This is a genomic window from Paraburkholderia acidicola, from assembly GCF_002362315.1.
Lineage (GTDB): Bacteria > Pseudomonadota > Gammaproteobacteria > Burkholderiales > Burkholderiaceae > Paraburkholderia > Paraburkholderia acidicola.
On sequence record NZ_MTZV01000006.1, the window covers coordinates 622,417 to 644,380 of the forward strand.

Annotated in this window: 20 protein-coding genes; 3 read left to right on the forward strand and 17 right to left on the reverse strand. The window is 62.0% G+C overall.

Going from position 1 to position 21,964, the window contains the following annotated elements; translation table 11 throughout:
- The first annotated feature begins 5 nt into the window (after window positions 1–5).
- Together BWP39_RS21655 and BWP39_RS21660 are read left to right on the forward strand one after the other, a co-directional pair.
- Complete coding sequence (locus tag BWP39_RS21655) at window positions 6–1,205, forward strand: CaiB/BaiF CoA transferase family protein (RefSeq protein WP_096723930.1); 1,200 nt, start codon at window positions 6–8, stop codon at window positions 1,203–1,205.
- A 2-nt stretch (window positions 1,206–1,207) separates the two neighbouring features.
- Complete coding sequence (locus tag BWP39_RS21660) at window positions 1,208–2,032, forward strand: citryl-CoA lyase (protein WP_096723931.1); 825 nt, start codon at window positions 1,208–1,210, stop codon at window positions 2,030–2,032.
- Here BWP39_RS21660 and BWP39_RS21665 read toward each other — a convergent pair.
- From BWP39_RS21665 to ansP, 10 genes are all read right to left on the reverse strand, one after another.
- The gene (locus BWP39_RS21665) at window positions 2,020–2,784 is read right to left on the reverse strand and encodes an IclR family transcriptional regulator (RefSeq protein ID WP_096723932.1); all 765 of its coding nucleotides are present in this window, start codon (window positions 2,782–2,784) and stop codon (window positions 2,020–2,022) included. The genes BWP39_RS21660 and BWP39_RS21665 overlap by 13 nt on opposite strands.
- A 218-nt stretch (window positions 2,785–3,002) precedes the next feature.
- Window positions 3,003–3,419 carry a 2-oxoglutarate dehydrogenase gene (locus BWP39_RS21670; protein ID WP_235851465.1) on the reverse strand — a complete coding sequence of 139 codons (417 nt, stop codon included), beginning with the start codon at window positions 3,417–3,419 and terminating at the stop codon, window positions 3,003–3,005.
- Between the two features lie 44 nt (window positions 3,420–3,463).
- Window positions 3,464–5,311 (reverse strand): S10 family serine carboxypeptidase-like protein, encoded by a 1,848-nt coding sequence (locus BWP39_RS21675; protein WP_096723933.1) that lies wholly within the window; start codon window positions 5,309–5,311, stop codon window positions 3,464–3,466.
- A 762-nt stretch (window positions 5,312–6,073) separates the two neighbouring features.
- A complete protein-coding gene (locus BWP39_RS21680; RefSeq protein WP_207557025.1) occupies window positions 6,074–6,478 on the reverse strand; it encodes a hypothetical protein in 405 nt (134 codons plus the stop codon).
- A gap of 61 nt (window positions 6,479–6,539) precedes the next feature.
- Entirely contained in the window at window positions 6,540–8,381 is a 1,842-nt protein-coding gene (locus BWP39_RS21685) for a S10 family serine carboxypeptidase-like protein (RefSeq protein ID WP_096723934.1), read from the reverse strand.
- 687 nt (window positions 8,382–9,068) lie between these two features.
- A complete protein-coding gene (locus BWP39_RS21690) occupies window positions 9,069–9,311 on the reverse strand; it encodes a hypothetical protein (RefSeq protein WP_096723935.1) in 243 nt (80 codons plus the stop codon).
- A 129-nt stretch (window positions 9,312–9,440) separates the two neighbouring features.
- Complete coding sequence (locus BWP39_RS21695; protein ID WP_096723936.1) at window positions 9,441–10,271, reverse strand: transglutaminase family protein; 831 nt, start codon at window positions 10,269–10,271, stop codon at window positions 9,441–9,443.
- An 8-nt stretch (window positions 10,272–10,279) separates the two neighbouring features.
- Window positions 10,280–11,221, reverse strand: coding sequence for an alpha-E domain-containing protein (locus tag BWP39_RS21700; protein WP_096723938.1), 942 nt, complete (start codon window positions 11,219–11,221; stop codon window positions 10,280–10,282).
- A gap of 112 nt (window positions 11,222–11,333) precedes the next feature.
- The gene (locus tag BWP39_RS21705) at window positions 11,334–12,752 is read right to left on the reverse strand and encodes a circularly permuted type 2 ATP-grasp protein (RefSeq protein WP_096723940.1); all 1,419 of its coding nucleotides are present in this window, start codon (window positions 12,750–12,752) and stop codon (window positions 11,334–11,336) included.
- A 57-nt stretch (window positions 12,753–12,809) separates the two neighbouring features.
- The gene (ansP, locus tag BWP39_RS21710; RefSeq protein ID WP_096723942.1) at window positions 12,810–14,312 is read right to left on the reverse strand and encodes an L-asparagine permease; all 1,503 of its coding nucleotides are present in this window, start codon (window positions 14,310–14,312) and stop codon (window positions 12,810–12,812) included.
- Between the two features lie 374 nt (window positions 14,313–14,686).
- Here ansP and BWP39_RS21715 point away from each other — a divergent pair, with 374 nt between their 5' ends.
- Window positions 14,687–15,640: a LysR substrate-binding domain-containing protein gene (locus tag BWP39_RS21715; RefSeq protein WP_096723944.1), complete on the forward strand. Its 954-nt coding sequence runs from the start codon at window positions 14,687–14,689 to the stop codon at window positions 15,638–15,640.
- Window positions 15,641–15,786: 146 nt separating this feature from the next.
- Here BWP39_RS21715 and BWP39_RS21720 read toward each other — a convergent pair whose 3' ends face one another.
- The 7 genes from BWP39_RS21720 to BWP39_RS21750 all read right to left on the reverse strand — a co-directional run bounded on the left by BWP39_RS21720 (window position 15,787) and on the right by BWP39_RS21750 (window position 21,961).
- Window positions 15,787–16,392 (reverse strand): hypothetical protein, encoded by a 606-nt coding sequence (locus BWP39_RS21720; RefSeq protein WP_096723947.1) that lies wholly within the window; start codon window positions 16,390–16,392, stop codon window positions 15,787–15,789.
- A 666-nt stretch (window positions 16,393–17,058) separates the two neighbouring features.
- Window positions 17,059–17,544: a hypothetical protein gene (locus BWP39_RS21725; RefSeq protein WP_207557028.1), complete on the reverse strand. Its 486-nt coding sequence runs from the start codon at window positions 17,542–17,544 to the stop codon at window positions 17,059–17,061.
- 71 nt (window positions 17,545–17,615) lie between these two features.
- Entirely contained in the window at window positions 17,616–18,944 is a 1,329-nt protein-coding gene (locus tag BWP39_RS21730; RefSeq protein ID WP_407944813.1) for a Do family serine endopeptidase, read from the reverse strand.
- A gap of 162 nt (window positions 18,945–19,106) precedes the next feature.
- Window positions 19,107–19,499 carry a hypothetical protein gene (locus BWP39_RS21735; protein WP_096723953.1) on the reverse strand — a complete coding sequence of 131 codons (393 nt, stop codon included), beginning with the start codon at window positions 19,497–19,499 and terminating at the stop codon, window positions 19,107–19,109.
- 74 nt (window positions 19,500–19,573) lie between these two features.
- A complete protein-coding gene (locus BWP39_RS21740; RefSeq protein ID WP_096723955.1) occupies window positions 19,574–20,377 on the reverse strand; it encodes a hypothetical protein in 804 nt (267 codons plus the stop codon).
- Between the two features lie 17 nt (window positions 20,378–20,394).
- On the reverse strand, window positions 20,395–21,270 hold the full coding sequence (locus tag BWP39_RS21745) for a peptidylprolyl isomerase (protein ID WP_407944814.1): 876 nt from the start codon (window positions 21,268–21,270) through the stop codon (window positions 20,395–20,397).
- Between the two features lie 106 nt (window positions 21,271–21,376).
- Window positions 21,377–21,961 (reverse strand): YbjN domain-containing protein, encoded by a 585-nt coding sequence (locus tag BWP39_RS21750; protein WP_096726084.1) that lies wholly within the window; start codon window positions 21,959–21,961, stop codon window positions 21,377–21,379.
- Window positions 21,962–21,964 lie beyond the last annotated feature (3 nt).

Sequence of the window (21,964 nt, forward strand, 5' to 3'; positions counted from 1 at the left end):
GTGACATGACGCTTCCGTTGACCGGCATCCGCGTACTCGATCTATCGAATGTACTGGCCGGCCCGTTCTGTGCGTATCAACTGGCGTTGCTCGGCGCCGAAGTCATCAAGATCGAGCATCCGGATGGCGGCGATCTCGCGCGGCGGCTCGGTGCTGACAAGGATGCGTCGGCGCGCAACATGGGCACATCGTTTGTCGCGGTGAATGCGGGCAAGCAGTCGGTGACGCTGAATCTGAAAGATCCGCGCGGCAAGGCGATCCTGCTCGACCTCGTGAAAACCGCCGACGTGCTCGTCGAAAATTTCCGGCCGGGCGTGATGGCCCGACTTGGGCTCGATCATGCGGCGCTCAGCGAAGTGAACCCTAAGCTGGTTTATTGCGCGATCTCCGGTTTCGGACAGGACGGCGAGTTGTCGGCGCGGCCGGCCTACGACCAGATCATTCAAGGTATCGCGGGCGTGATGAGCGTGACCGGCGACGCCGACAGCGCCCCGCTGCGAGTCGGCTATCCGGTGTCCGATACGGTCGGTGGTCTGACGGCGGCGCTTGCCATCTGCGGCGCGCTTGTCGAAGCACGCGCGAGCGGTCGCGGCCGGATGCTCGATGTATCGATGCTTGAGTCGACGCTTGCGACGATGGGCTGGGTCGTGTCGAACTACCTGAACGCCGGTGTCGTTCCCACTCCGATGGGCAACGAAAATTTCACCGCGGCGCCATCGGGTACGTTCAAGACCGGCGACGGTCTGCTCAACATCGCAGCCAACGAAACAAAGCAGTTCGTCAATTTGTGTGCGTTGCTTGGCCGCGCTGATCTGCCCGGTGACGCACGCTTCTCGGAACGCCATGCCCGCAAGGTCAATCGCGCGGCACTTAAAGCAGAACTCGAAGCCGCGCTCGCCAATGACAGCGCCACAAACTGGGAAACGAAACTGATCGCGGCCGGTGTGCCCGCGGGGCGTGTGCTGTCGGTGCCGGAAATTCTCGCGCATCCTCATCTGGCGTCGCGGCATTTCGTGCGCGAACTGATCGACGAACCGGGCGGCACGACCCAGCGTGTAACGCGCGCGGGGTTCCGTCTTTCCGATGCGGATGCCGCGCCGGCCACTGCGGCACCGGCCCTCTCCGCGCATACCAAAACCCATCTAAGTGCGCTCGGCTACGACGCATCGCAGATCGACGCACTGCACGCCGAAGGAGTGATCTGACCATGACCCAACCGCTCGATACGGCCACGCTCGCCGCCGACTACTGGAGCACGTCGATCATCGACATCCATCCAGGCTCGATCAATGTGCGCGGCTTCCCGATTCAGGAGCTGATCGGCGCCGTCAGTTTTCCGCAGATGATCTGGCTGATGCTACGCGGCGAACCGCCCGAAGCGCCGAAGGCACAGCTGTTCGAAGCGGCGCTGGTCGCATCGGTCGATCACGGACCGCAGGCGCCGTCGATCGCGATCTCACGGATGGCCACGAGTTGCGGCTTGCCGTTGAACGGCGCGATGGCCTCCGCGATCAACGCGCTCGATGACGTGCATGGCGGCGCCGGCCAGCAGTCGGTTGAACTCTATGAGACGGTGCGCACTCGCATCGCGCAAGGTGTCGCGCTCGACACCGCAGTCGAACAGGCCGTCGACGCCTTCATCGACACGCACGGCAAATATCTACCGGGCTTTGGACATCGCTTTCATCCCGTCGATCCGCGCGCCGTGAAACTGCTCGCCCTGGTCGATGCGGCGGTGGTGAATGGAACGGTATCCGGGGAATATGCAGCGATCGCGCGTGGCATCGAAGCGTTGCTGCAGCGGCGCAAGAACAAGGCGGTGCCGATGAATATCGACGGTGCTACCGCGGTGATCTATGCAGAACTCGGCTTTGCGCCGGAACTCGCGCGTGGTGTGTTCTGCCTGTCACGGGCGGTCGGCATTCTCGCGCACGCATGGGAACAACGCGCGCGCAACGAACGCAACAAGGGGCCGATGCCGCGCCAGATGGCGTATCGCTATACCGGTCAGCCCGAACGTCACCTGGACTGACGATCGAGCATGCGGCGCCACGCGGTGCGCAGCCCGCGCGAATCGCCACCGAGCGCATCGGTTGCACGCGAGGCGCAGTCGAACAGCGCACCAAGATGGCCATCGATAAACGCGCTGTCGATCCGCGAGGCGGGCCCCGCTAGCGTGAGCACGCCGCGCAATGCATCGCGTACGCCGAACACGGGCGCAGACATGCCGGCCGTTTCGCGATCGCGTTCGCCCACCGACACGCAGTAAAAGTCTTCGCGAATCTGTTCATACGGCTCGCCCACCGCGCCGCCGAACGCCAGCAGCGCACGCCCACCCGAACCAGTTTCTAGCGGCAACACATCGCCCTCGCGCACATGAAAGCGCACCGCATGCGTCGAATCGACACGATGCAGACACACCCGCACCGCCTCGTCGCGCACGTAGAACGACACGCTCTCCCCGCTCGCCTGGGCAAGCTCCTGCATGAGCGGTACGAGAATATCGCCGAGCTTCAGACTGCGCTGGTAGAGCGCGCCGAGCATGAAGGTGGCGGGCCCGAGCTGATAGCGGCCGTCTTCGAGACGCAGCAGCAACCGATGCTGGATCAGCGAACCGGCAAGACGCAGCAGCGTGCTTTTGTAGAGGCCCGTGCGTGCGGCCAGTTCGGCGAGCGTGAGCGGTGCGTCGTCGGGACCGAATGCGAACAGGATCGAGCAGGCCCGGTCGAGCACCGCGACGCCTTCGCTTTCCTTTGGGCCGGGCTTGTCCTGAGGCATGGGCATGAACAGTCGGATCGTCGAGTCGAAGCGCAAATTTTACGCGATGCGGCAGATGACCGATACCGCCGATACCGCTGCCCTGCGACCGACATGACAAAACCGGAGTGTCATGCCGACACTCCGGTTTCGCTTACCCCGTATGCAACCGGTCACCGCCGCGTTCGTGGATAGTCAGCCGCAGTCCGCCTGGCTGTACCGCACGATACAGGCTGCAAGCGGCTCTATTGCTGCTGCTGCAACTGCTGCTTCTGAATATACGTCCGCACATCGGCCATCGATACGCGCCCGGTATGGGCACTGTCGATTGCGTCGAAGTGCTTCGAGACATACCCCAGACCGCTGCTTTGCGCCTGCGCCTTCGTCACCGAAGCGCCGTTGCTGAGCACGGTATTGGCACCGAGCCGGGCGTCGACGCGTTGCTGCGCCTGCTGCTGCAGGGTCGCACCGGTAGACGGCACAACGGCTGCCACACGGTTCTGCGGAAAGAACGGGCCGTCGACACCCCGGCTGCCATGCGGCAGCGTCACAGGCGCCACCGCCTGCGGCGGCAGTGCGTGAGCGCTACTCATGACGGCACCGAGGACGATCAACGGGGAAATACGTCGCATCAAGTTGATTAGAGACATGATCACTCGCATTGAATAGATGAACAGAGGCTTCCCTGTAACAAGGCGTCCATCGCTCAGGGGGCCGTTGCCGTTGCCGTTGCCGTTGTCGTTGCCGTCGCGGTCGGCGTGCTGCCGGTCGGCGTACCGGGCGCCGCCTCGTCACGCCATGCCAGCGGCAGCGTCGTCAGCGTCAGTGCACCGGGGATCGCCCGCGCGCCATAGAAAAGTGCGAGATCCGCTTTCATCTGCGGGCGCGCCACGTCGTCCAGGTAAATCATGTGACCGCCCTGGAAGAAGCTGACCTGCAGGTTCGGATTGAAGCCCGGCACGGTCTGCAACCGCGCCAGCTGTTTCTCGGTGTTGAAGAACGGCGTCACCAGGTCGTGGTAGCCGTTTTCCGAGAACACTTCAAGTCGCGGGTTGAGTTGCAGCGCACCGAGCAGATCGGGGATCGTGTCCGGCATCGGTTGCCCGTCGTGCGAGAAATCCCACACATTGATGATGTCGTCGTTCAGCGGGACGTAGGCCGAGTTCGGCGCCGTATAGCCGAGGTAGTTCGGCAACTGCGTCGCGAGGGCGTTGACGAACGGCTGCGTCAGCAGGATGTCCGACGGGTCGCCATCGCTCTGCAGCCGCGGGTCCGAGTTCGGCAACGACACGCGTCCGTCATACCCGCCGATCGTCGTACCCGGGATCAGGGCGGTTTCGAGCGGACTCGAGTTGAAGAAGCCTTGCAGCGCCTGCAGTGTCAGGCCAGACGGAATGACCCACGACTGGAGCGTGCGTGTCGACGGGTACACCGGCGTACCGAAGAAGCCCGGTGCGCCATCCTGGCTGAGCGCCCACGTTTGCGCGAATTGCCCAAAGTGGTTGTACTGCCCCGTGCCGAATTGCTCGACCTGCGCCGCGAGCGCCGCCTGACTGACCGGTGCCGGCGACGCCAGGTTGTAGTACGCCGCCACTTCCGCGAAACCGGGCAGGTAACCCTCGACGGTATCGGTCGCGAGTTGCAGGCCGGCCTGGGACTGCGTGATCGCAACGGCCTCGGTCGCATCCGCGAAGTAATTCAGGATCGCGGACTGCAACGTGATCCCGGTCAGGTGTACCCCAGCCGATTCGAGCGCCAGCGCCAGCATGTCGGTACGCGGCGTGCCGTACGACTCCCCGTACAGATACAGCGGCGATTTGCTGCGATTGTTAACCGCGATATAACGCTCGACGAAATCGCGGATCACATTGACGTCGGGATCGGAACCCCAGAACGTCTGGTTCGTGTTCGGCAGCACGGCTTCGGAGAGCCCGGTTCCCGGCGGATCGATGAAGACCAGGTCGGTCGTATCGATCAGGCTTTCGGTGTTGTTGACGAGCGGATAGTTCGGCCAGTTGGTACCGAACAACGGATCAGGCGTCGCGACACGCGTCGGCGCAAACGAGCCGAGGCGCAGCCAGATCGACGACGAACCCGGGCCGCCGTTGTAGACGAAGGTCACCGGCCGCGGCGCACCGTTCGTACTCGGCGCGGTGTACGCGACGTAGGACATCGACGCTTCGGGGTTGCCCTTCGCATCCGCCGCGGTCAGGTGGCCCGTGGTCGTCGTGTAGTTGATCGTGGTGCTGCCCGAGGTCCACGTGTAGTTCATCACGGCCGCTTTTTCGGCGACCTGCGATGCGGCGAGGCCGTCGGTGGCATTCATCGAGTAGGCCACCGGGTCGACGTAAGGCTGATTAGCCGTCGTCGGGCTGGCCTGCGCGTTGGCGGTCTGCTTCAGGCTCGCAGCGCCGCTCGCGGACGAACCGCCATCGCTGCCGCCGCATCCGGCGAGAACCATGACGCCGATCGCAATTGCACCAATTGCACCTGGTGCGGCGAACCGACCTTGCTGGCGATGCTCGCTGCCAGTACCGCTTCTGTCTGGTTTCATCTCAATCCTTGGTGGTGGGTTTCGAAACCGTTTCACAAAGGCCGCTGCAGCCGGGGCGTGAAGCATCGGGGCGCGGATAACCCGCGCGACACTCGCGGGCCCGCAGCGGTCGGAATTAAATTTCTTTTGCAGATCCAGATTTAAAGATATTTCTTCTACGCATTTAACAATGCCAACCGGGCAGCTAAAGTGGTGCGCACTTTGCCATCCTCATTTGGGGTGAGCCGATATGAACATATCGACAGCATCGCAAAAATAAGTGGTCCGCCAAGGCTCTGTCAAGGATTATGAGGACGTAAAAATAATCGCCACGGCAGTGCCAGGCGCCTCATGAATTTTGAAAAAAATCCTATTACTCAGACGTATCGCGAAGCTAGCACAAAAAAACTCACCAAAATTTCCCTACAGAAGGAGTGAAAACCCTCATCTGTAGCGTTGGCGGGGTTTGATACGGCACCAATGTTGGCTTTCTGAAAGTTTCTTTCCGGCTCTGTTATTTCTCCGCAAATCAAATAAGTTAATACGGTGCCGCGGGGATTCGATAATCTCATTCATCCATGACAATCGGATCGATCTCCGATAAAACGGAGAAGCCCGTCGGGAAATATTCAGGTGGATACGCAGAACACAGCATTAAAACGAACGGGCTCGAAGAAAATCAAACCAACAGCGCTTTCACAACTCTCAACAAAACAAAACCGGAGTGCCACACGGACACTCCGGTTTCGTTCAATGGTCTGCCCATGACTGGGCGCTGACCGTTTACTCCTGCTGTTGTTGCTGTTGCTTCTGGATATACGTCCGCACATCGCTCATCGACACGCGTCCGGTATGGGCACTGTCGATTTCGTCAAAATGCTTCGAGACATACCCCAGACCGCTGCTTTGCGCCTGCGCCTTCGTTACCGACGCGCCGTTGCTCAGCACGGTGTTGGCACCGAGCCGGGCTTCGACGCGTTGCTGCGCCTGTTGCTGCAGGGTCGCACCGGTAGACGGCAGGACGGCCGCCACACGGTTTTGAGGAAAGAACGGACCGTCGACACCCCGGCTGCCATGCGGCAGCGTCACAGGCGCCACCGCTTGAGGCGGCAGTGCATGGGCGCTGCTCATCACTGCACCGAGCACGATCAACGGGGAAATGCGCCGCAATAAATTAGCTAGAGACATGATCACTCGCATTGAATGGGTGAACAGAGGGTTTCCTGTAGGAAGGCGATCCCGTCATCGATCAGGGCGCCGCAGCCTGGGTGGTCGGAATGCTACCGGTCGGCGAACTGGCGGGGTTCTCGTCCTGCCACGGCGGCGGCAGTTCCCGCAACGTCAGCGCGGTCGGAATCCGCCGGTTCGCATAGAACGTCTTGAGATCGCGCTTCATCTGCGGACGAGCCACGTCATCCAGATAAATCATATGGCCACCCTGGAAGAAGCCAACCTGCACCTTCGCGTTCAGACCCGGCACGGTCTGCAGTCGCGCCAGTTCCTTCTCGGTACTGAAGAACGGTGTCGCCAGATCGTGGTAGCCGTTTTCCGAGAACACCGCGAGCCGCGGGTTGAGCTGCAACGCGCCGAGCAGATCGGGAATCGTGTCGGGCATCGGTTGACCATCGTGCGTAAAGTCCCACACCCCGATGATGTTGTCGTTCAACGGCAAGTAGGTCGCGTTCGGCGCCGTATAGCCGAGATAGTCCGGCAACTGCGTTGCGAGTGCGTTCGTGAACGGCTGCGAGATCAGGATGTCCGACGGGTCCCCATCGCTCTGCAACCGCGGATCCGCATTCGGCAACGACACGCGTCCGTCGTACCGGCCTATCGTCGTCCCCGGCAGCAGGCTGGCCGAATACGGATTCGCGTTGAAGTAGCCTTGCAGCGCCTGCAGCGTCAGGCTCGTTGGCCACGTCCACGACTTAAGCGTTGCATTGCTGGGGAAGACCGGTGTACCCAGTGCGTCCGGTATACCGAGCTGGCTCAGTACCCACGATTGCGAGTACTGCTGGAGCTGGTTGTACGCGAGCGTGGTGAACACTTCCATCTGCAGCGCGTACAAGCCCTGGTTGATCGGAGCCGGCGATGCCTGGTTGTAGTACGCCGCGACCTCCGCATACCCCGGCAGATAGCCCGCCACGGTATCCGTATCGAGCAGCAGACCCTCCGTCGACTGCGTGATCGCGACGGCCTCTGTCGCATCCGCGAAGTAATTCAGGATCGCGGACTGCAGCGTGATCCCGGTCAGGTGCACCCCAGCCGATTCGAGCGCTAGCGCCAGCATGTCGGTACGCGGCGTGCCATACGATTCTCCGTACAGATACAGCGGCGACTTGCTGCGATTGTTGACCGCGACATAGCGCTCGATGAAGTCGCGCATGATGTTGACGTCCGGGTCGCTGCCCCAGTACACCTGGTTCGTGTTCGGCAGGACTGCTTCGGAGAGCCCGGTTCCCGGCGGATCGATGAAGACCAGGTCGGTCGTGTCGATCAGGCTTTCCTTGTTATCGACGAGCGGATAGTTCGGCCAGTTGCTGCCGAACAGCGGGTCAGGCGTCGCAACACGCGTCGGCGCAAACGAACCGAGACGCAGCCAGATCGACGACGAGCCCGGGCCGCCGTTGTAGACGAAGGTCACCGGCCGCGGCGCGCCGTTCGTACCCGGCGCGGTGTACGCGACATAGGACATCGACGCCTCGGGGTTGCCCTTCGCGTCCATCGCGGTCAAATGGCCCGTGGTCGTCGTGTAGTTGACGGTCGTGCCGCCGGACTTCCACTGGTAGTGCATGATCGCGGCTTTTTCGCTGACCTGCGATGCGGTCAGCCCGTCGGTGGCATTCATCGAATAGGCCACCGGATCGACATACGGTTGATTCGCCGCCGCGCTTTTCGCGTCCTGCGCCGGGCTGGCCTGTGCGTTGGCCTGTGCGTCGGCGGTCTGCTTGAGGTTCGCTGCGCTGGAGGATGAGCCGCTGTCTCCTCCGCCGCATCCTGCGAGAACCATGAGCCCTATCGTCAGGGCACCTAACCCGGCTAACCGGCCGTGGCGGCCGTAGCTGTTGCCGGTACAGCTCCTGTCTGGCTTCATCTCTATCCTTGGTGGGTGGGTTTCGATACCGCTTCACAAAGGCCGCTTTCGCCGGCGAGACGCGCAGGAACTCCGACAACTCGCGCTGCACTCGGGGCACACAGCGGTTGGGATTCAACTTCTTTTAAGAGCCTGAATTAAAACTGGTTATGACATGCGTCGAGTATCACTCACTGCTGACGGGAATTATCCTTATCGCTCCGTTTTGATATCCGGAGCAGTGAGATCGCAAATCGGCGACACAGCAAAAATAGGTGCTGCGCCGAGACCTTGTCAAGGATTAAGCGGGCATTAAAAGAGCGACTAATATATGCGGATTGGGCAGTGTCTGGTTTTCGAAAGAAAACCGGCCTGCCGTGTTATTTACGAGGTTTGTATGAACAAACTTCCGGAATCTTTCGTTTCGAGAAACGTAACGCCGTGGCCCTTGAGGAGGCGGGTCGTGCGGGAGCACCTTTCAATTTACCGGAAATTTTCTTTCATTTTCATTATTTTCCGGTGAAGCCGTTATTCTCAATAAAACTCAAATCCTGATGTCTCGTGGTTGTTTGTTTCCGCTATATAGCGACTCCGTCCATTGAACCGGTCCGGGCATCCATAAAATACCGAATCTTTATTTTCGACACATCGGGTGGCATTATTTACACGAACCATCGCATCGAATAAAGCGGCGTATCCGGTTAGCCGCTATGCCGACGGATGATCCCTGAGCCATGCGTTAATCGCATCCTGCGCGAGCGCCGCAGTATCGGCACGGCCTTGTGCGACTGCGCCTCTCATGTCCGGCGCGCCGTTGACGTCATGAAAAATCGACCACTTCCATTCGATACCGCTCACCGTCGTCGTCCGGCTCGGGCCCGGTTGCAGCATGCAGAAATACGACTGGTATCGGGCATGGAGCGTGTCGAACTGGCCGATGGTGTATTGCATGGAATCTCCATAGTCGAGGGTCGCCGCGCCCGGCGGGCGTCTGTCGAGAAGGATTGTAGCCGGGCCGGCGCGCGAGGACGAGTGGCGGATTGAACCCTGGCGGGCTGCTCCCGCGGGTCACCACGATCGCTAGCCCTGACTCTGACTCTGGCTTTGCCCCTGCGCCGGCAGGACCGTGATCTCGACGGTCAGCGCCTCGTTACTCTGTCCCGTACGGATGCCCGACACCGGCATCGCGTCGCCGTAGTCAAAGCCCGTGGCGATCCGCACGTAGTGGTCATCGGGGCAGCGGTTGTTGGCGGCGTCGAAGCCGACCCAGCCGAGCCCATCGATATAAGCCTCCGCCCACGCATGGCTCGCCGCCTGCTCGTCGACGCCCTCCATCAGCAGATAACCGGACACGTAGCGCGCGGGCATGCGCAGCTGCCGTGCGACGGCGATAAAGACATGCGCATGGTCCTGGCAGACACCCTGTCCGGCAAGCAATGCCGTCTCAGCGTCGGTTTTGACTTCGGTTGTGCCAGGCCGATAAGCGATCCGCTCATGAACGGTACCCATCAGATCGTGCAGAACCTGCAACTGCGCCGTTTCCGAGCGTAAAGGTTCGGCCAGCGCCTTGATCGATGCGCCGGCGCGGGTAAGCGGTGTCTCCCGTTCGAAGATCCACGGTGGAGCGATCCCGTCCAGCATGCCGAGCACACCGGCGCGGTCTTCGGTGATGACGGTGCCCGCGGCAACGATGACGATCTCGCTCATATTGCGCTTGTGACGCACGAAATCGACGCGGTTGCCGAGGCCGTCGGTGTAGGTCACCGTCGGCTCGATATTGTCGACGGTGACGCGCCAGTCGACGACCGTCTGCCCGGCGCCCGTCTGCGGACGCAGGCGCAGCCGCTGCAGGGCGTACGGCACCGGCTGGTCATACTCGTAACGCGAAGTGTGGCGAATGGCGATGCGCATGGCCGGACTCAATCGAAGTTGTAGGTTTCGGCGATTTCAAAACCGAGGCGGTTGTTCTGCGCGATGAAGCCGGTCAGGAATTCGTGCAGACCGCCCGCGAAGATCCGCTTGACCGTGTTGTCCCGCAGCGTCGCCAGTGTCGTGTGGGCCGTCTGCTGACAGGGATGGGTCACGCCGTAGTCGCGCGCCAGATACCCCAGGTTCTCGACGATGTTCACGTAGCAGAAGTTCAGCGAGCGCGGCATGCGCCCGTTGAGGATCAGGTAGTCCGCGATGTTGACCGGCTTGTACTGCACGTCGTAGACCCAGCGGTAGGAACGGTGTGCATCGACGGAACGCAGGATCGACTCCCACTGGTAGTTGTCGAGCGTCGTGCCGACATAGGAGATGGCCGGCAGCAACAGGTGATATTTGACGTCGAGAATCCGCGCCGTGTTGTCCGCGCGTTCGATGAAGGTGCCGATGCGCGAGAAATCGAAAATCTCATTGCGCAGCATCGTGCCGTGGAACGTGCCGCGAATCAGCGCGGCTTCGCGCTTGATCTGCACCAGCACGACCGGCAGCTCGCTGGCCCGGATTGGCTGTGCCAGCACGCGCCGGATCACCATCCACGCTTCGTTGATGCTCTCCCACGCTTCGCGCGTCAGCGCGGTGCGCACCATGCGGGCATTCGAGCGGGCGGCCTCGATGCTCGACAGCACGCTCGACGGATTGTCGAGATCGCGCAGCAGATAGTCGGATACGGTGTCGGCCGTGTAGGCGTCGTGTTTCGTCCGGAACCCCTCTTCCGTGCCGGACGTCACCACCACGGACAACCATGTCGCCGGTGCGTCGGAGGTTCTGGTCAGCGCCATGCGCAACCCGGCATCGACGACGCGCGCGATGTTCTCCGCGCGTTCGATATAGCGGTGCATCCAGTAGAGCCCGCTTGCAGTGCGACCAAGAAGCATGTCCTGTCAAACTCCCGTTGCTGTTTTGCACGGTCCCGGCCTGTAGATGGCCGGGTCTCTGCGAATCTTTGTCTTTGGCAACCGTTGCGTACGGCGTTGCGTTGAGCGCAGTTCAGTCGGCTGCCAGCACCCACGTATCCTTCGTACCGCCGCCCTGGCTCGAATTGACCACCAGCGAGCCTTCCTTCAACGCCACCCGCGTCAACCCGCCCGGCGTGATGCGAATGCGGTCCGACATCAGCACGAACGGCCGCAAGTCCACGTGGCGCGGCGCAAGACCTTGCGCGGTCAGGATGGGCGTGGTGGACAGGGCAAGCGTAGGTTGCGCGATATAGCTGTGCGGGCGCGCCTTCAGCTTCAACGCAAAGTCCTCGCATTCCTGCTTCGAGGCAGCCGGCCCGACCAGCATGCCGTAGCCGCCGGACCCATGCACTTCCTTCACGACGAGTTCATCGAGATGGGCGAGCACGTATTTCAGACTGTCCGGCTCCGCGCAGCGCCAGGTCGGCACGTTCTCGAGGATCGACTGGCGGCCCGTGTAGAACTCGACGATTTCCGGCATGTACGAATAGATCGCCTTGTCGTCGGCGATACCGGTGCCGGGCGCATTCGCGATCGTGATGTTGCCCGCGCGGTAGACGTCCATGATGCCGGCTACGCCAAGCACCGAGTCGTGCCGGAAAGTCATCGGGTCGAGGTACGCATCGTCGAGCCGGCGATACAGCACGTCGATCGCACGGAAACCTTCGGTGGTGCGCATCGCCACCCGCCCGTCGACCACCTGCAGGTCGCTGCCCTCGACCAGATGCACGCCCATCTGGTCAGCCAGAAACGCATGCTCGTAGTAGGCAGAATTGTGGATGCCAGGTGTCAGCACTGCGATGGTCGGATTCGACGTGTTGCCGCCCGGCGGGCACACCGCCGCCAGCGACTCGCGCAGCAGCTGCGGATACACCTCGACCGGCCGCACCTTGACCTTCTGAAACAGCTCGGGAAAGAGCTGCATCATCGTCTCGCGGTTTTCGAGCATGTAGGACACACCGGACGGCGTGCGCGCGTTGTCTTCCAGCACATAGAACTGGTTTTCCGCCGTGCGCACGATATCGACGCCGATGATGTGCGTATAGACATTACCCGGCGGCCGAAAACCGATCATCTCCGGCAGAAACGCTTCGTTCTGCGTGATCAGCTCACGCGGGATGCGCCCTGCCCGCACGATCTCCTGACGATGATAGATATCATCGAGAAACGCATTGAGCGCCATCACGCGTTGCTCGATGCCTTGCGACAGACGGTCCCACTCGCGTGCGGAAATGATGCGCGGAATGATGTCGAACGGGATCAACCGCTCGGCGGCTTCCTCTTCGCCGTACACCGCGAACGTAATGCCGGTCTTGCGGAACACGCCTTCTGCATCGGTTGCTTTTTGCGCAAGATTCGCGGGGTCCTGCGTATCGAGCCATTGCTTGAGCAGCTCATAGGGCGCACGCACTGCATCGCCGGACGTCAGCATCTCGTCGAATGGCTTCACTTCGGTTCTCCGTAGTGGGGTACAGCAAACGGGTACAGCACACAGGTTCAGCGGGTATTACGGGTGCGGCGGCGGGTCCTCGAGCACGCTCTGCGTCAGCACCACCGACGGAATGGTCGGCCTCAGCATCGTGCCTGCGCGGCGACGTACGCCGTACCAGCCGGCCACCAGCAGCACCGCGACGACCGGAATCGACGCCACGGTCCACGTGCCGTTCGGGTAATCAAAAGCCATCAGCACCAGCACGCCGAGCAGAAACGCGAGCGTCAACCACGATGTTACTGGCGCGCCGGGCATCCTGAAACTAACCGGTTCGGCTTCACCGCGCGCCACCGCGCCCCGGAACTTCATCTGGCAGACCACGATAAAGCCCCAGGTGCTCAGAATACCGAGCGATGCGATATTAAGCACGATTTCGAACACGCTCGACGGAACCAGATAGTTCAGCACCACGCCGATGACGTAAATCGCCACGGTCACCAGAATGCCAGCATACGGCACCGATTGGGAACTCATGCGGGAAAGGAAGTTCGGCGCGGAACCGCCCATCGACAGTGCGCGCAGTACGCGGCCGGTCGAATATAGCCCTGAGTTCAGGCTCGACAGCGCCGCCGACAACACCACGATATTCATCACCGATCCCACGCCCGGCACGCCAAGCGCAGCGAAGAACGTGACGAACGGGCTCTGCCCCGCCTTGTACGCGCTCCATGGCAGCAGGCAGACCAGCAGTACCACGGCTCCCACATAGAACAGCGCAATACGCCAGATCACACTGTTGATCGCTCGCGGCAGCACCTTGCGCGCGTCCTTGCATTCGCCGGCCGCCGTGCCGACCAGTTCGACCCCGGCGAACGCAAAGACCACACCCTGCACCAGCACCAGCGCGGGCAACAGGCCGTGCGGGAACAGGCCGCCGTTCTGGCTGATCAGGTGTATGCCGGTCGTGTTGCCGCCTACATGGATGCCGGTGCCAAGAATAACCGTGCCGATCACCAGAAACAGCGAGATCGCCGCGACCTTGATCAGCGCAAACCAGAACTCCATTTCGGCGAACCATTTCACGCCGATCAGGTTCATCGCCGCGACGATGCACAGCGCGATCAACGCGAACACCCACTGCGGCACGCCACCGAATGCCCCCCAGTAGTGCATGTACAGCGCGACCGCGGTGATGTCGACGATGCCGGTCATCGCCCAGTTCAGGAAGTACATCCAGCCCGCGACATACGAGGCCTTTTCGCCGAGGAACTCGCGTGCGTACGACACGAAGCTGCCGCTGCTGGGCCGGTGCATCACGAGTTCGCCGAGCGCGCGCAGGATCAGGAACGAGAACAGACCGCACACGAGATAGACGATGGCGAGCGACGGACCGGCCACCTGCAGACGTGCGCCCGCACCAAGAAAGAGCCCGGTGCCGATTGCACCGCCGATGGCGATCATCTGGACCTGACGATTACCCAACGTCTTGTGATAACCGGCCTCATGCGATTCGAGCCAGGCTTTCGTATCCATTGGGGCGGCTGGCGCCGGGGGAGCTTGCGTATCGAGGGCAGTCATATCGATTCCATCCTTTCACAGGGGCGCGTGACTTCGCTTGACTTCAAAAACCGAGGGGAGATACCGTAAGACGCGTACGCAATCGCGTACGGACAAGCTCAGGATCGACCACAGAGGCCGTATGACGATGGTTGATGAACCGCCAGGCTTCTTGCCGGGCCACTGCTTCGTATGACAAGGGTATGCAGCCAAAAGGTATGTAGCCCAATTTATCGAGGCAATGCTCATGCATATTTCGACTAACCCTTCGCGAAAAACGCATCGGATGGCTCGAATTATTCGTATTGCGTAGCGGCAGGCTGTGTTGCCGGCATCGTGCGTCGCGGGCCGGACGCGCGTGCCGGAAGTCGATTGATCCAATACAAGTGAGCACTATGGAAGCAAAGTGGTTGGAAGACTTTCTGAGTCTCTCGGAGATGAAGAGTTTTTCGCGCGCGGCTCGTAGCCGGCATCTGACCCAGTCCGCTTTCAGCAGGCGAATCGTGGCGCTCGAAACATGGATGGGGACGAAGCTCGTCGACCGTAGCGTTAACCCTGTCACGTTGACGCCGGCCGGACGTATGTTCCGCAGCCTGGCCGCGGACATCCTGCGCAGCATGCATGCGGCGCGCAGTCTCGTGGGCGGCTATGAACAGTTCGCTGAAAACGATCACGTGGTGCACTTTGCAGTCGCCCACACGTTGGTGTTCACGCTGTTTCCCGACTGGCTGAAGCGCCTGACCAACGAGTTCGGCGACATCATGGCGCGGGTGCAGGCCGTCAATGTGCCGGAGGGCGTGCAGCACCTCGTAGCGGGCGACTGCGATCTGCTGATCGGCTACCACCACCCGCAACTGCCGATCGCGCTCGATCCCAATCACTTTCCGTTTATGACGCTCGGAGTCGAGCGGATTTTGCCGGTGTCGGCGGCGGACAGCGATGGCCGGCCGCTATTCGAGCTGCCGGGCAAAAGCGGTCGGCCGCTGCCGTTGCTGGCTTACTCGTCGGGGGCGTTTCTCGGCAACGTCGTCGAGATGCTGCTGATGAATGCCGCCGAACCGTACGCGCTATATCGCTGCTTCGAAACGCATATGTCGGAGGCGTTGAAAGGCATGGTGGTGGCAGGACATGGGATTGGCTGGCTGCCCGAAAGCTGTATCGCCAAAGAGGTGAGTGAAGGCACGCTGGTTCATGCCGGCCCGGATGCCTGGGCAACCGAGCTGGAGATTCGCCTGTATCGGCCCGTCAAGCAGCGCGGCGCGGCGGCTGAGCAACTGTGGGCGTATATCAGCAATCAGTCGATTGAGCCGGCGGTTGAAGCGATCCCGGAAGTTCTGGTCGAGCGATGAGCAGTGGGGGAAACGGCGGGGGGCGTTGAAGATGCACTTGAAGACAAGCGCCGCTACGTAGCGGCGTGCAATGACCGCACCGTGACGACACATCGGTGCCGTCACGGTCGATTGCCTGCGCGGCAATCATGCGATAACCGTCGTGCTTACGACTTCGACGGACGTCCCGTCTTGACCGTTTCGACTGCGGCGATCGTCTCGAGCAGACGCTTCGTCGGCACGGATTCGAGCAACGCGAGACCCGCTCGCAGCAGTTCGCTCTTCTTCACCGCCACGCCTTCCTCGACGCACTTCTGCTTCAGTGCGGCGATTTTTTCGTAATCGGACTTCGGCATCGTGAAGCTGTCGCGGACGACTTTTTCCTTCTTCGCGCGCTTCGTCTTTGCCTCGACGCTGACGGGTGCGACTGCCTCGGGTGCGACGACCTTCGGCTTCGCTACCTTGACCGCCTTCGGCGTTTTCACGGCCTTGGTTTCCTTGACCGCTTTCACGGGTTTGGCGACCGGCTTGGTGGTTTTCGCTTTTTTGGCGACCGTGGCGGTTTTCGCAACCTTCACGACCTTCGCAGTTTTTGCAACCTTCGCCGTTTTCGCAACCTTGGCGGTTTTTGCCGGGGTTGCTGCGCGCGGCGTCTTCACGACTTCGACGGCCTGCGCGGTAGCCCGTTTGGCGCTCGCTGCCGTGCGCCCCCGGGTGGGTGCCGGTCGACGAACAGCTTTTTTCGCAGCACCAGCGGTGCGGGGTTCACTCATCACTACCTCCTGATCGATAAACAATATAAACAGTATATATCGTTTAAGAACAATGACGGAACCGCACAGGCCGGCGCAATACCGCAGTACGTAGGCTGGTGGCTCGATCCGGCGGATTTTAGCCCGGATTCAGGGCCATGGCGTTATCAGGGTGTCTACCGATGCGGCTGGCTGGTCATCGGCGGCAATTTGAGCCTGTGTCGAGCTCGTCCTGAGGTGGACCGGCGCACGGGTGGACGTGCCGACCAGATGCCGGCAGAGCCTTGCTGGCTGGGCCTCAGCCGGGAGATGCTCCGTCACAGGTGTAAGTCACCGAGTACTGATAAAGCGGCGCTGAATGCTGGTCGACGCCCTGCGTGACCGGAATCGTCATTCTGGAGTTGACGGTGCGCAACCGGGCATCGCCGGCGCAGGCACGCCGCGCCATCTCAATGCAGGGCTCATCGCCTCGTGATGTGTCGAGCGTGCATCCCACAGTCACCTGCTGGGGCGGCGGTGTCGCGGAACGCTCGCTATGACTAACCGGCGCACACGCTGCCAGGGTCAACAGAATGCTGCTGCACACTCCCGCGAGCCACACTGGTTTCCACATCTCGCACTTCATTGCCATCCCCTCGTCGTCAATCGTTGCTGCTACATCGTTCTGCAAAGAGCCTTACCCGTCGCTCATGGCGCGGTCGCCGGTGTGCCTGAGGCTGGGTCGGCGGTTGCGGTCATTTGTAGTCGTACGCGTAGCGGTTGGCGCATGTCGGCGGGTGGCGGTTCGGCGATCGGGTGAGCAGTCAGCATCTGTCGCAGCGTTGCGTCTGCTTTCGCGTCGCCCAGCGTGTCGAATTCAACCCGTGTCACCGCGCCGTTCGCCCCGATCCACGCGCGGACCACGATGGCCGGCGGCGGCGTGTCACCTTTCGCGTTGAGTATCCTGTCTTCGAGAAACTGGTGCAGCTGGTTCGCGGCATCGTTATCGGTTTCCAGCGACGCCTGAAACTGGCGTCCTACCTGATGCGCATAGTCGATCCATGGTTGCGGCACGTCGAGCGTTTGCGAGCCGGCGGTCACACTTCCGGTCATCGTCAGCAGCGCGACAAGCATGCCGAACCAGGTGTTGCGGTTAGGCTGATTACCCCGGTTACTTCGCCCTCTTGCGTTCATGCGCCTGCCTTTGCTGTTCCGATGCCACGCGAGATTGCGCGGTGTTATCGAGCGCGCTCAACTACAGCCGCTCACCCCAGATCGATCGGCACATAAAGCCGCTCCGTACCGCGTTGAACCAGCAGCGCGACCTGGTCATGCGCATCCTTGAGTTCGCTGATGAGCCCTTCGATCGTCACCACCGGCGTCTCGTTGACCGACAGCACCACATCGCCTGTCCGCAGGCCCATGTTCGCGGCCCGGCCGCTGACCTGCTCGACCAGCAGACCGTGGTCGACGCCGAGCTTTTGCTGTTCCGCAGGTGCGAGCGGCCGCAGAGACAGGCCCAGCCGCGCCGGTGTCTGCACGTTCGTCGGTGTGTCGGCCGCGCTGTCGAGCGCACCGACCGTCACCTTGATGTGGTTCGACTGCCCCGAGCGCCACACCAGCAAGTCCGCCTGCCGGCCCGGTTTGATCTTCGCCACGGTGCTGAGCAGATCGACGGAATCGGCGATGTCGCTGCCGTTGACCGCCAGCACCACATCACCGGCCTGCAAGCCCGCCTGCGCACCGGCGCCGCCTGTCGCCACAGAGCTGATCAACGCGCCATCCGGCTTCGCAAGCCCGAACGAGCGCGCGAGCGCCTGACTCACCTCCTGAACCGCCACGCCGAGTTGCCCACGGCTCACCTTGCCGGTGCGCAGCAGTTGATCCTTGACGTCCAGCGCCACGTCGATTGGAATCGCAAAGGCCAGCCCCTGATATCCCCCGGTCTTCGAGTAGATCATCGAGTTGATGGCGATCACGTGACCGCTCAGATCGAACAGCGGACCGCCCGAGTTCCCCGGATTGATCGGCACATCGGTCTGGATAAACGGAATGTAGGCGGCCCCCGGCAACGATCGCGCTTTTGCACTGACGATGCCCTGTGTCACCGTGTTCGCAAATCCATACGGCGAGCCGATCGCCATCACCCAGTCGCCTACCTCGGTGCGGGCCGGATTACCCGCCACCACCACCGGCAGGTTCTGCGCATCGATGCGGATCACCGCGACGTCCGACAACGCATCGCTGCCGATCACCTTGCCCTTGAATTCACGCTTGTCGGTCAGTTTCACATCGACTGTGCTGGCGTCTCCCACCACGTGACGGTTCGTCAGGATGACGCCGTCCGCACTCACGATAAAGCCCGAACCGAGGTTCACTTCCTCGCGATTGCCGATCACCCGACGGGCAAAGAACGGCGCAAGCGGACTGCCCGGTGCGATGCCAGGCGGCAACTGGATACCCATCTGCGTCACTTCGCGCGTGACGCTGATGTTCACCACCGCCGGGCCATAGCGTTTGACGAGCATCGCGAAGTTCGGCATGGCGGGTGTAGGCATGGCCGGTGCATCCTGGGCAGCCGCTGGCGCGACCATGCCGACACTAATCAGCGTCAACGCACACCATGCCGCGACCCTGCGCAGCGCGCGCCTGGGTTTCGCCTGTACGACTTCTCGTGCCCGTTGTGCCACTCGCATCTGTCCTGTCCGTTCGATCCTGGCCACCACGCGTTCCCTCGTCATCCCGCAGCCCGCTCATCAGGGCGGCACAGCAACCGACGGCGGCGGCCGTTGCGGCGTCACCGATTTGCCCCAGTTCGAGCCAAACCGGTTCCGCTCGGCGGACAGGTTGAACGTTCCGACGCGGTTCGAAGGACCGTTTGCAAGCGCCTCGGCGGCGGTCTGGGAGGCGGCCACACCTGTCGCAGCTGGCGTGCCCTTCGGCGCAAGCTGTGCGCTCAGACAGCCGTAGGACAGCGCCCGTTGCCCATCGACCTCCGCATCGATGCACACCGGTTTCGTGCCGGACGACGCGCTCGGCATGGCAACGCCGGGCGCCGTTGCGTTGCTGCCCTGCGCATACGAGGCACCCACGAGGCCAATCTGTATGACGCTCGCCAGCACCAACGTTACGGCTTGCCTGAATAGCATTTCGCCCCTCGCTTCACAGACGATTTCACAGCCCGCTTCACACAACCCAACGTGCCCAACCCACCCCACGATTCTCAGTTCCTGTGTGAGCGCGCGACAAAGCGCCCAAACGCCGCCCGGTCAGCCGCATGCAATTCAGGCGCAGGCCCAGCCACCCGATCCGTCCACGGCATCTGCAACATATCGACCCGCAACCCACCGATCACGTCAGCGCCGGTCGGAAATGGCGTACTCTCCGGCTCCCGGTATTCCACGCGAAAGAGCCCAGGCGCGCTTGCGCGCGTGGTCCACAGATCGCCCACATCGCGCACGCTCGCATCGAACCAGAACCGCACCCAGCTAACCGATTCCGGCGCACCCTTCCCGCCGGAATCGGCGACCCGCATAAAGCCCGAAAGCACGAGCAGCACACTCGCCAGATCTTCGTCACGCAGGTTCGGGTACGACCACAGATTCAGCACATCCGCGCAGGCCAGCACCGTTGCAAACCGCTTCATCGTGAACGATGGCCAGAGCTGCTGCACCGCTGCATAGTGAAACTCCCAGCGCCGGACGAAACGCATCCGGTGCGCGAATCCCACTGCGACGTCATAGGCTTTTCTGACGACCAGTTCATCCGGTTGATACGTCCGGGTTGTCAGCACGCAGCGCGCATCATGAAGCGCACTCCTGTGACGCACGAACTCGGGTATCCCGAGCACTGGCACGACCTCACCCAGACAAAGCGGACAGCGCGACAGCGACGGCCGCCCCACGCCGTCTGCTGCGAGCCACGGCCGCGCATCGATCATCGGCTCGCGTTCGGGTTTGACAACAGCGGGCTCGACGACGGGACGCTCGACCTGTCGTCCATTGACTGCACGCGCGGTATGTTCCATGACCGCTCTCCTTGCACTTACTGTGCGGCAGCCAGCGCCTTCTTGAGCGCATCCTCGTTGATTGGTGCAGCCGCGCTGAGCTTCGCCAGATAGGCTTGCGCGTTTTGCTGCGTGCGCTGCTCGCGCAGCGTCGCGCGAATCTGTTCCTTCACATCCGTCAGAGGCCGCAGGCCGGCAGCGCGCGTATCGATGAGCTTCACCACATGGAACCCGGTCGGTGTGCGCAGCGGCGCCGAGATCTGGCCGGGCTTGAGCGCATCGGCGGCCTGGCGAATCGCGGGCAGCAACACCGTTTCGGGCACGTAACCCATGTCACCGCCGTTCGCCGCACTGCCCTGGTCCTGCGAGTTCGCTTTCGCGAGCGCGGCAAAGTCGCCGCTACGTGCCTGGCTAGCCAGATCCTCGGCCTGCTTGCGGGCTTTTTCGAACGTCGCTGCATCGGCACTGGCCGGCACCGCGATATAGATCTGTGCGAGATGCAGCGCACGCGGTGTCGCGAACGCGTTGTGATTCTGGTCGTATGCGGCCTGGATCTCATCATCCGACGGATAGCCCGCGGGCGGTGCGCTGACCGATCCGAGGTAGCTGCGTATGACGATGTCGCGCTGCGCCTGATCGATGGCGGCCTGTACTTGCGGCTGCTTGTCCCAGCCTTTTGACTTCGCTTCGGCAAGCGCGGTCTTCTGCGCCAGCGTCAAGCGCACGATCTGGTCCAGCGCAGCCGGGTCGGCTGCGAGCCGCGTGCGACTGTCTGCATTCAACGACTTGATCAGCGTATCGATATCCGTCTGCGTAACCGACGCCTGAGCCGTACTCGCGATCACGTCGCCTTGAGCATGTCCCGCAACCGGCTGAATCAGAATCAGTACCAAACCACTCACTACACTTGCCAGCTTCTTCACCCTTGCCCCCATCGTTTGCATTCACAGGCGGTACTCGCAGGCGCCGTTTATCTGCACACGCAGATCGGCTCCTGCGAGCCCGTCCTGTCAGCCTGCGTTATTGCGTCGTCGTTCCCGCGTTGTGCACCTGAAATCCACTTTCGCTACCCGTGTCGACCGCCGCAGCATCGGCAGCTGCCATCGCCGGACGGTTACGCAGATGCAGCAGGAATTCCTGCAGCAAGCGGTCCCACAGCTCGATCATCGAACGCAGGTGTGCCGTGGCAACGCCGCCCGCGACCACCACGTCCAGTTCCAGCACGAGGAACTGCGCGTGCGCCGCGAGACGCGCAAAACGCTTCGTACGATTCCAGCTCGGCACCAGATCCGCCGGCAGATCGCCCTGCACCTGCAGCGCGCAACTGAGCGTGTAGTCCAGATAGGCCGGCGCATCGCCGGTGGTCTGAACCGTACCCGGTGTGGCCACATTGCCAAAGCGCACAACGAAACCGACGCCCTGGCTCGCGCTCATCAGTTGCACTACGCCATTCTGTTCAGCGGCTGTGACGCGATAACCCGACGCCTTGAAAATTTCTGCGAGTTGTTCGGCGGTGATTGCGTCGAACACAGAGTCGACTGCAGCAAGACCCGCGTTGCTCGTGCCGGCTTCGATGCCGTTGGAATGGATTGCTTCGTTGCTCATCAT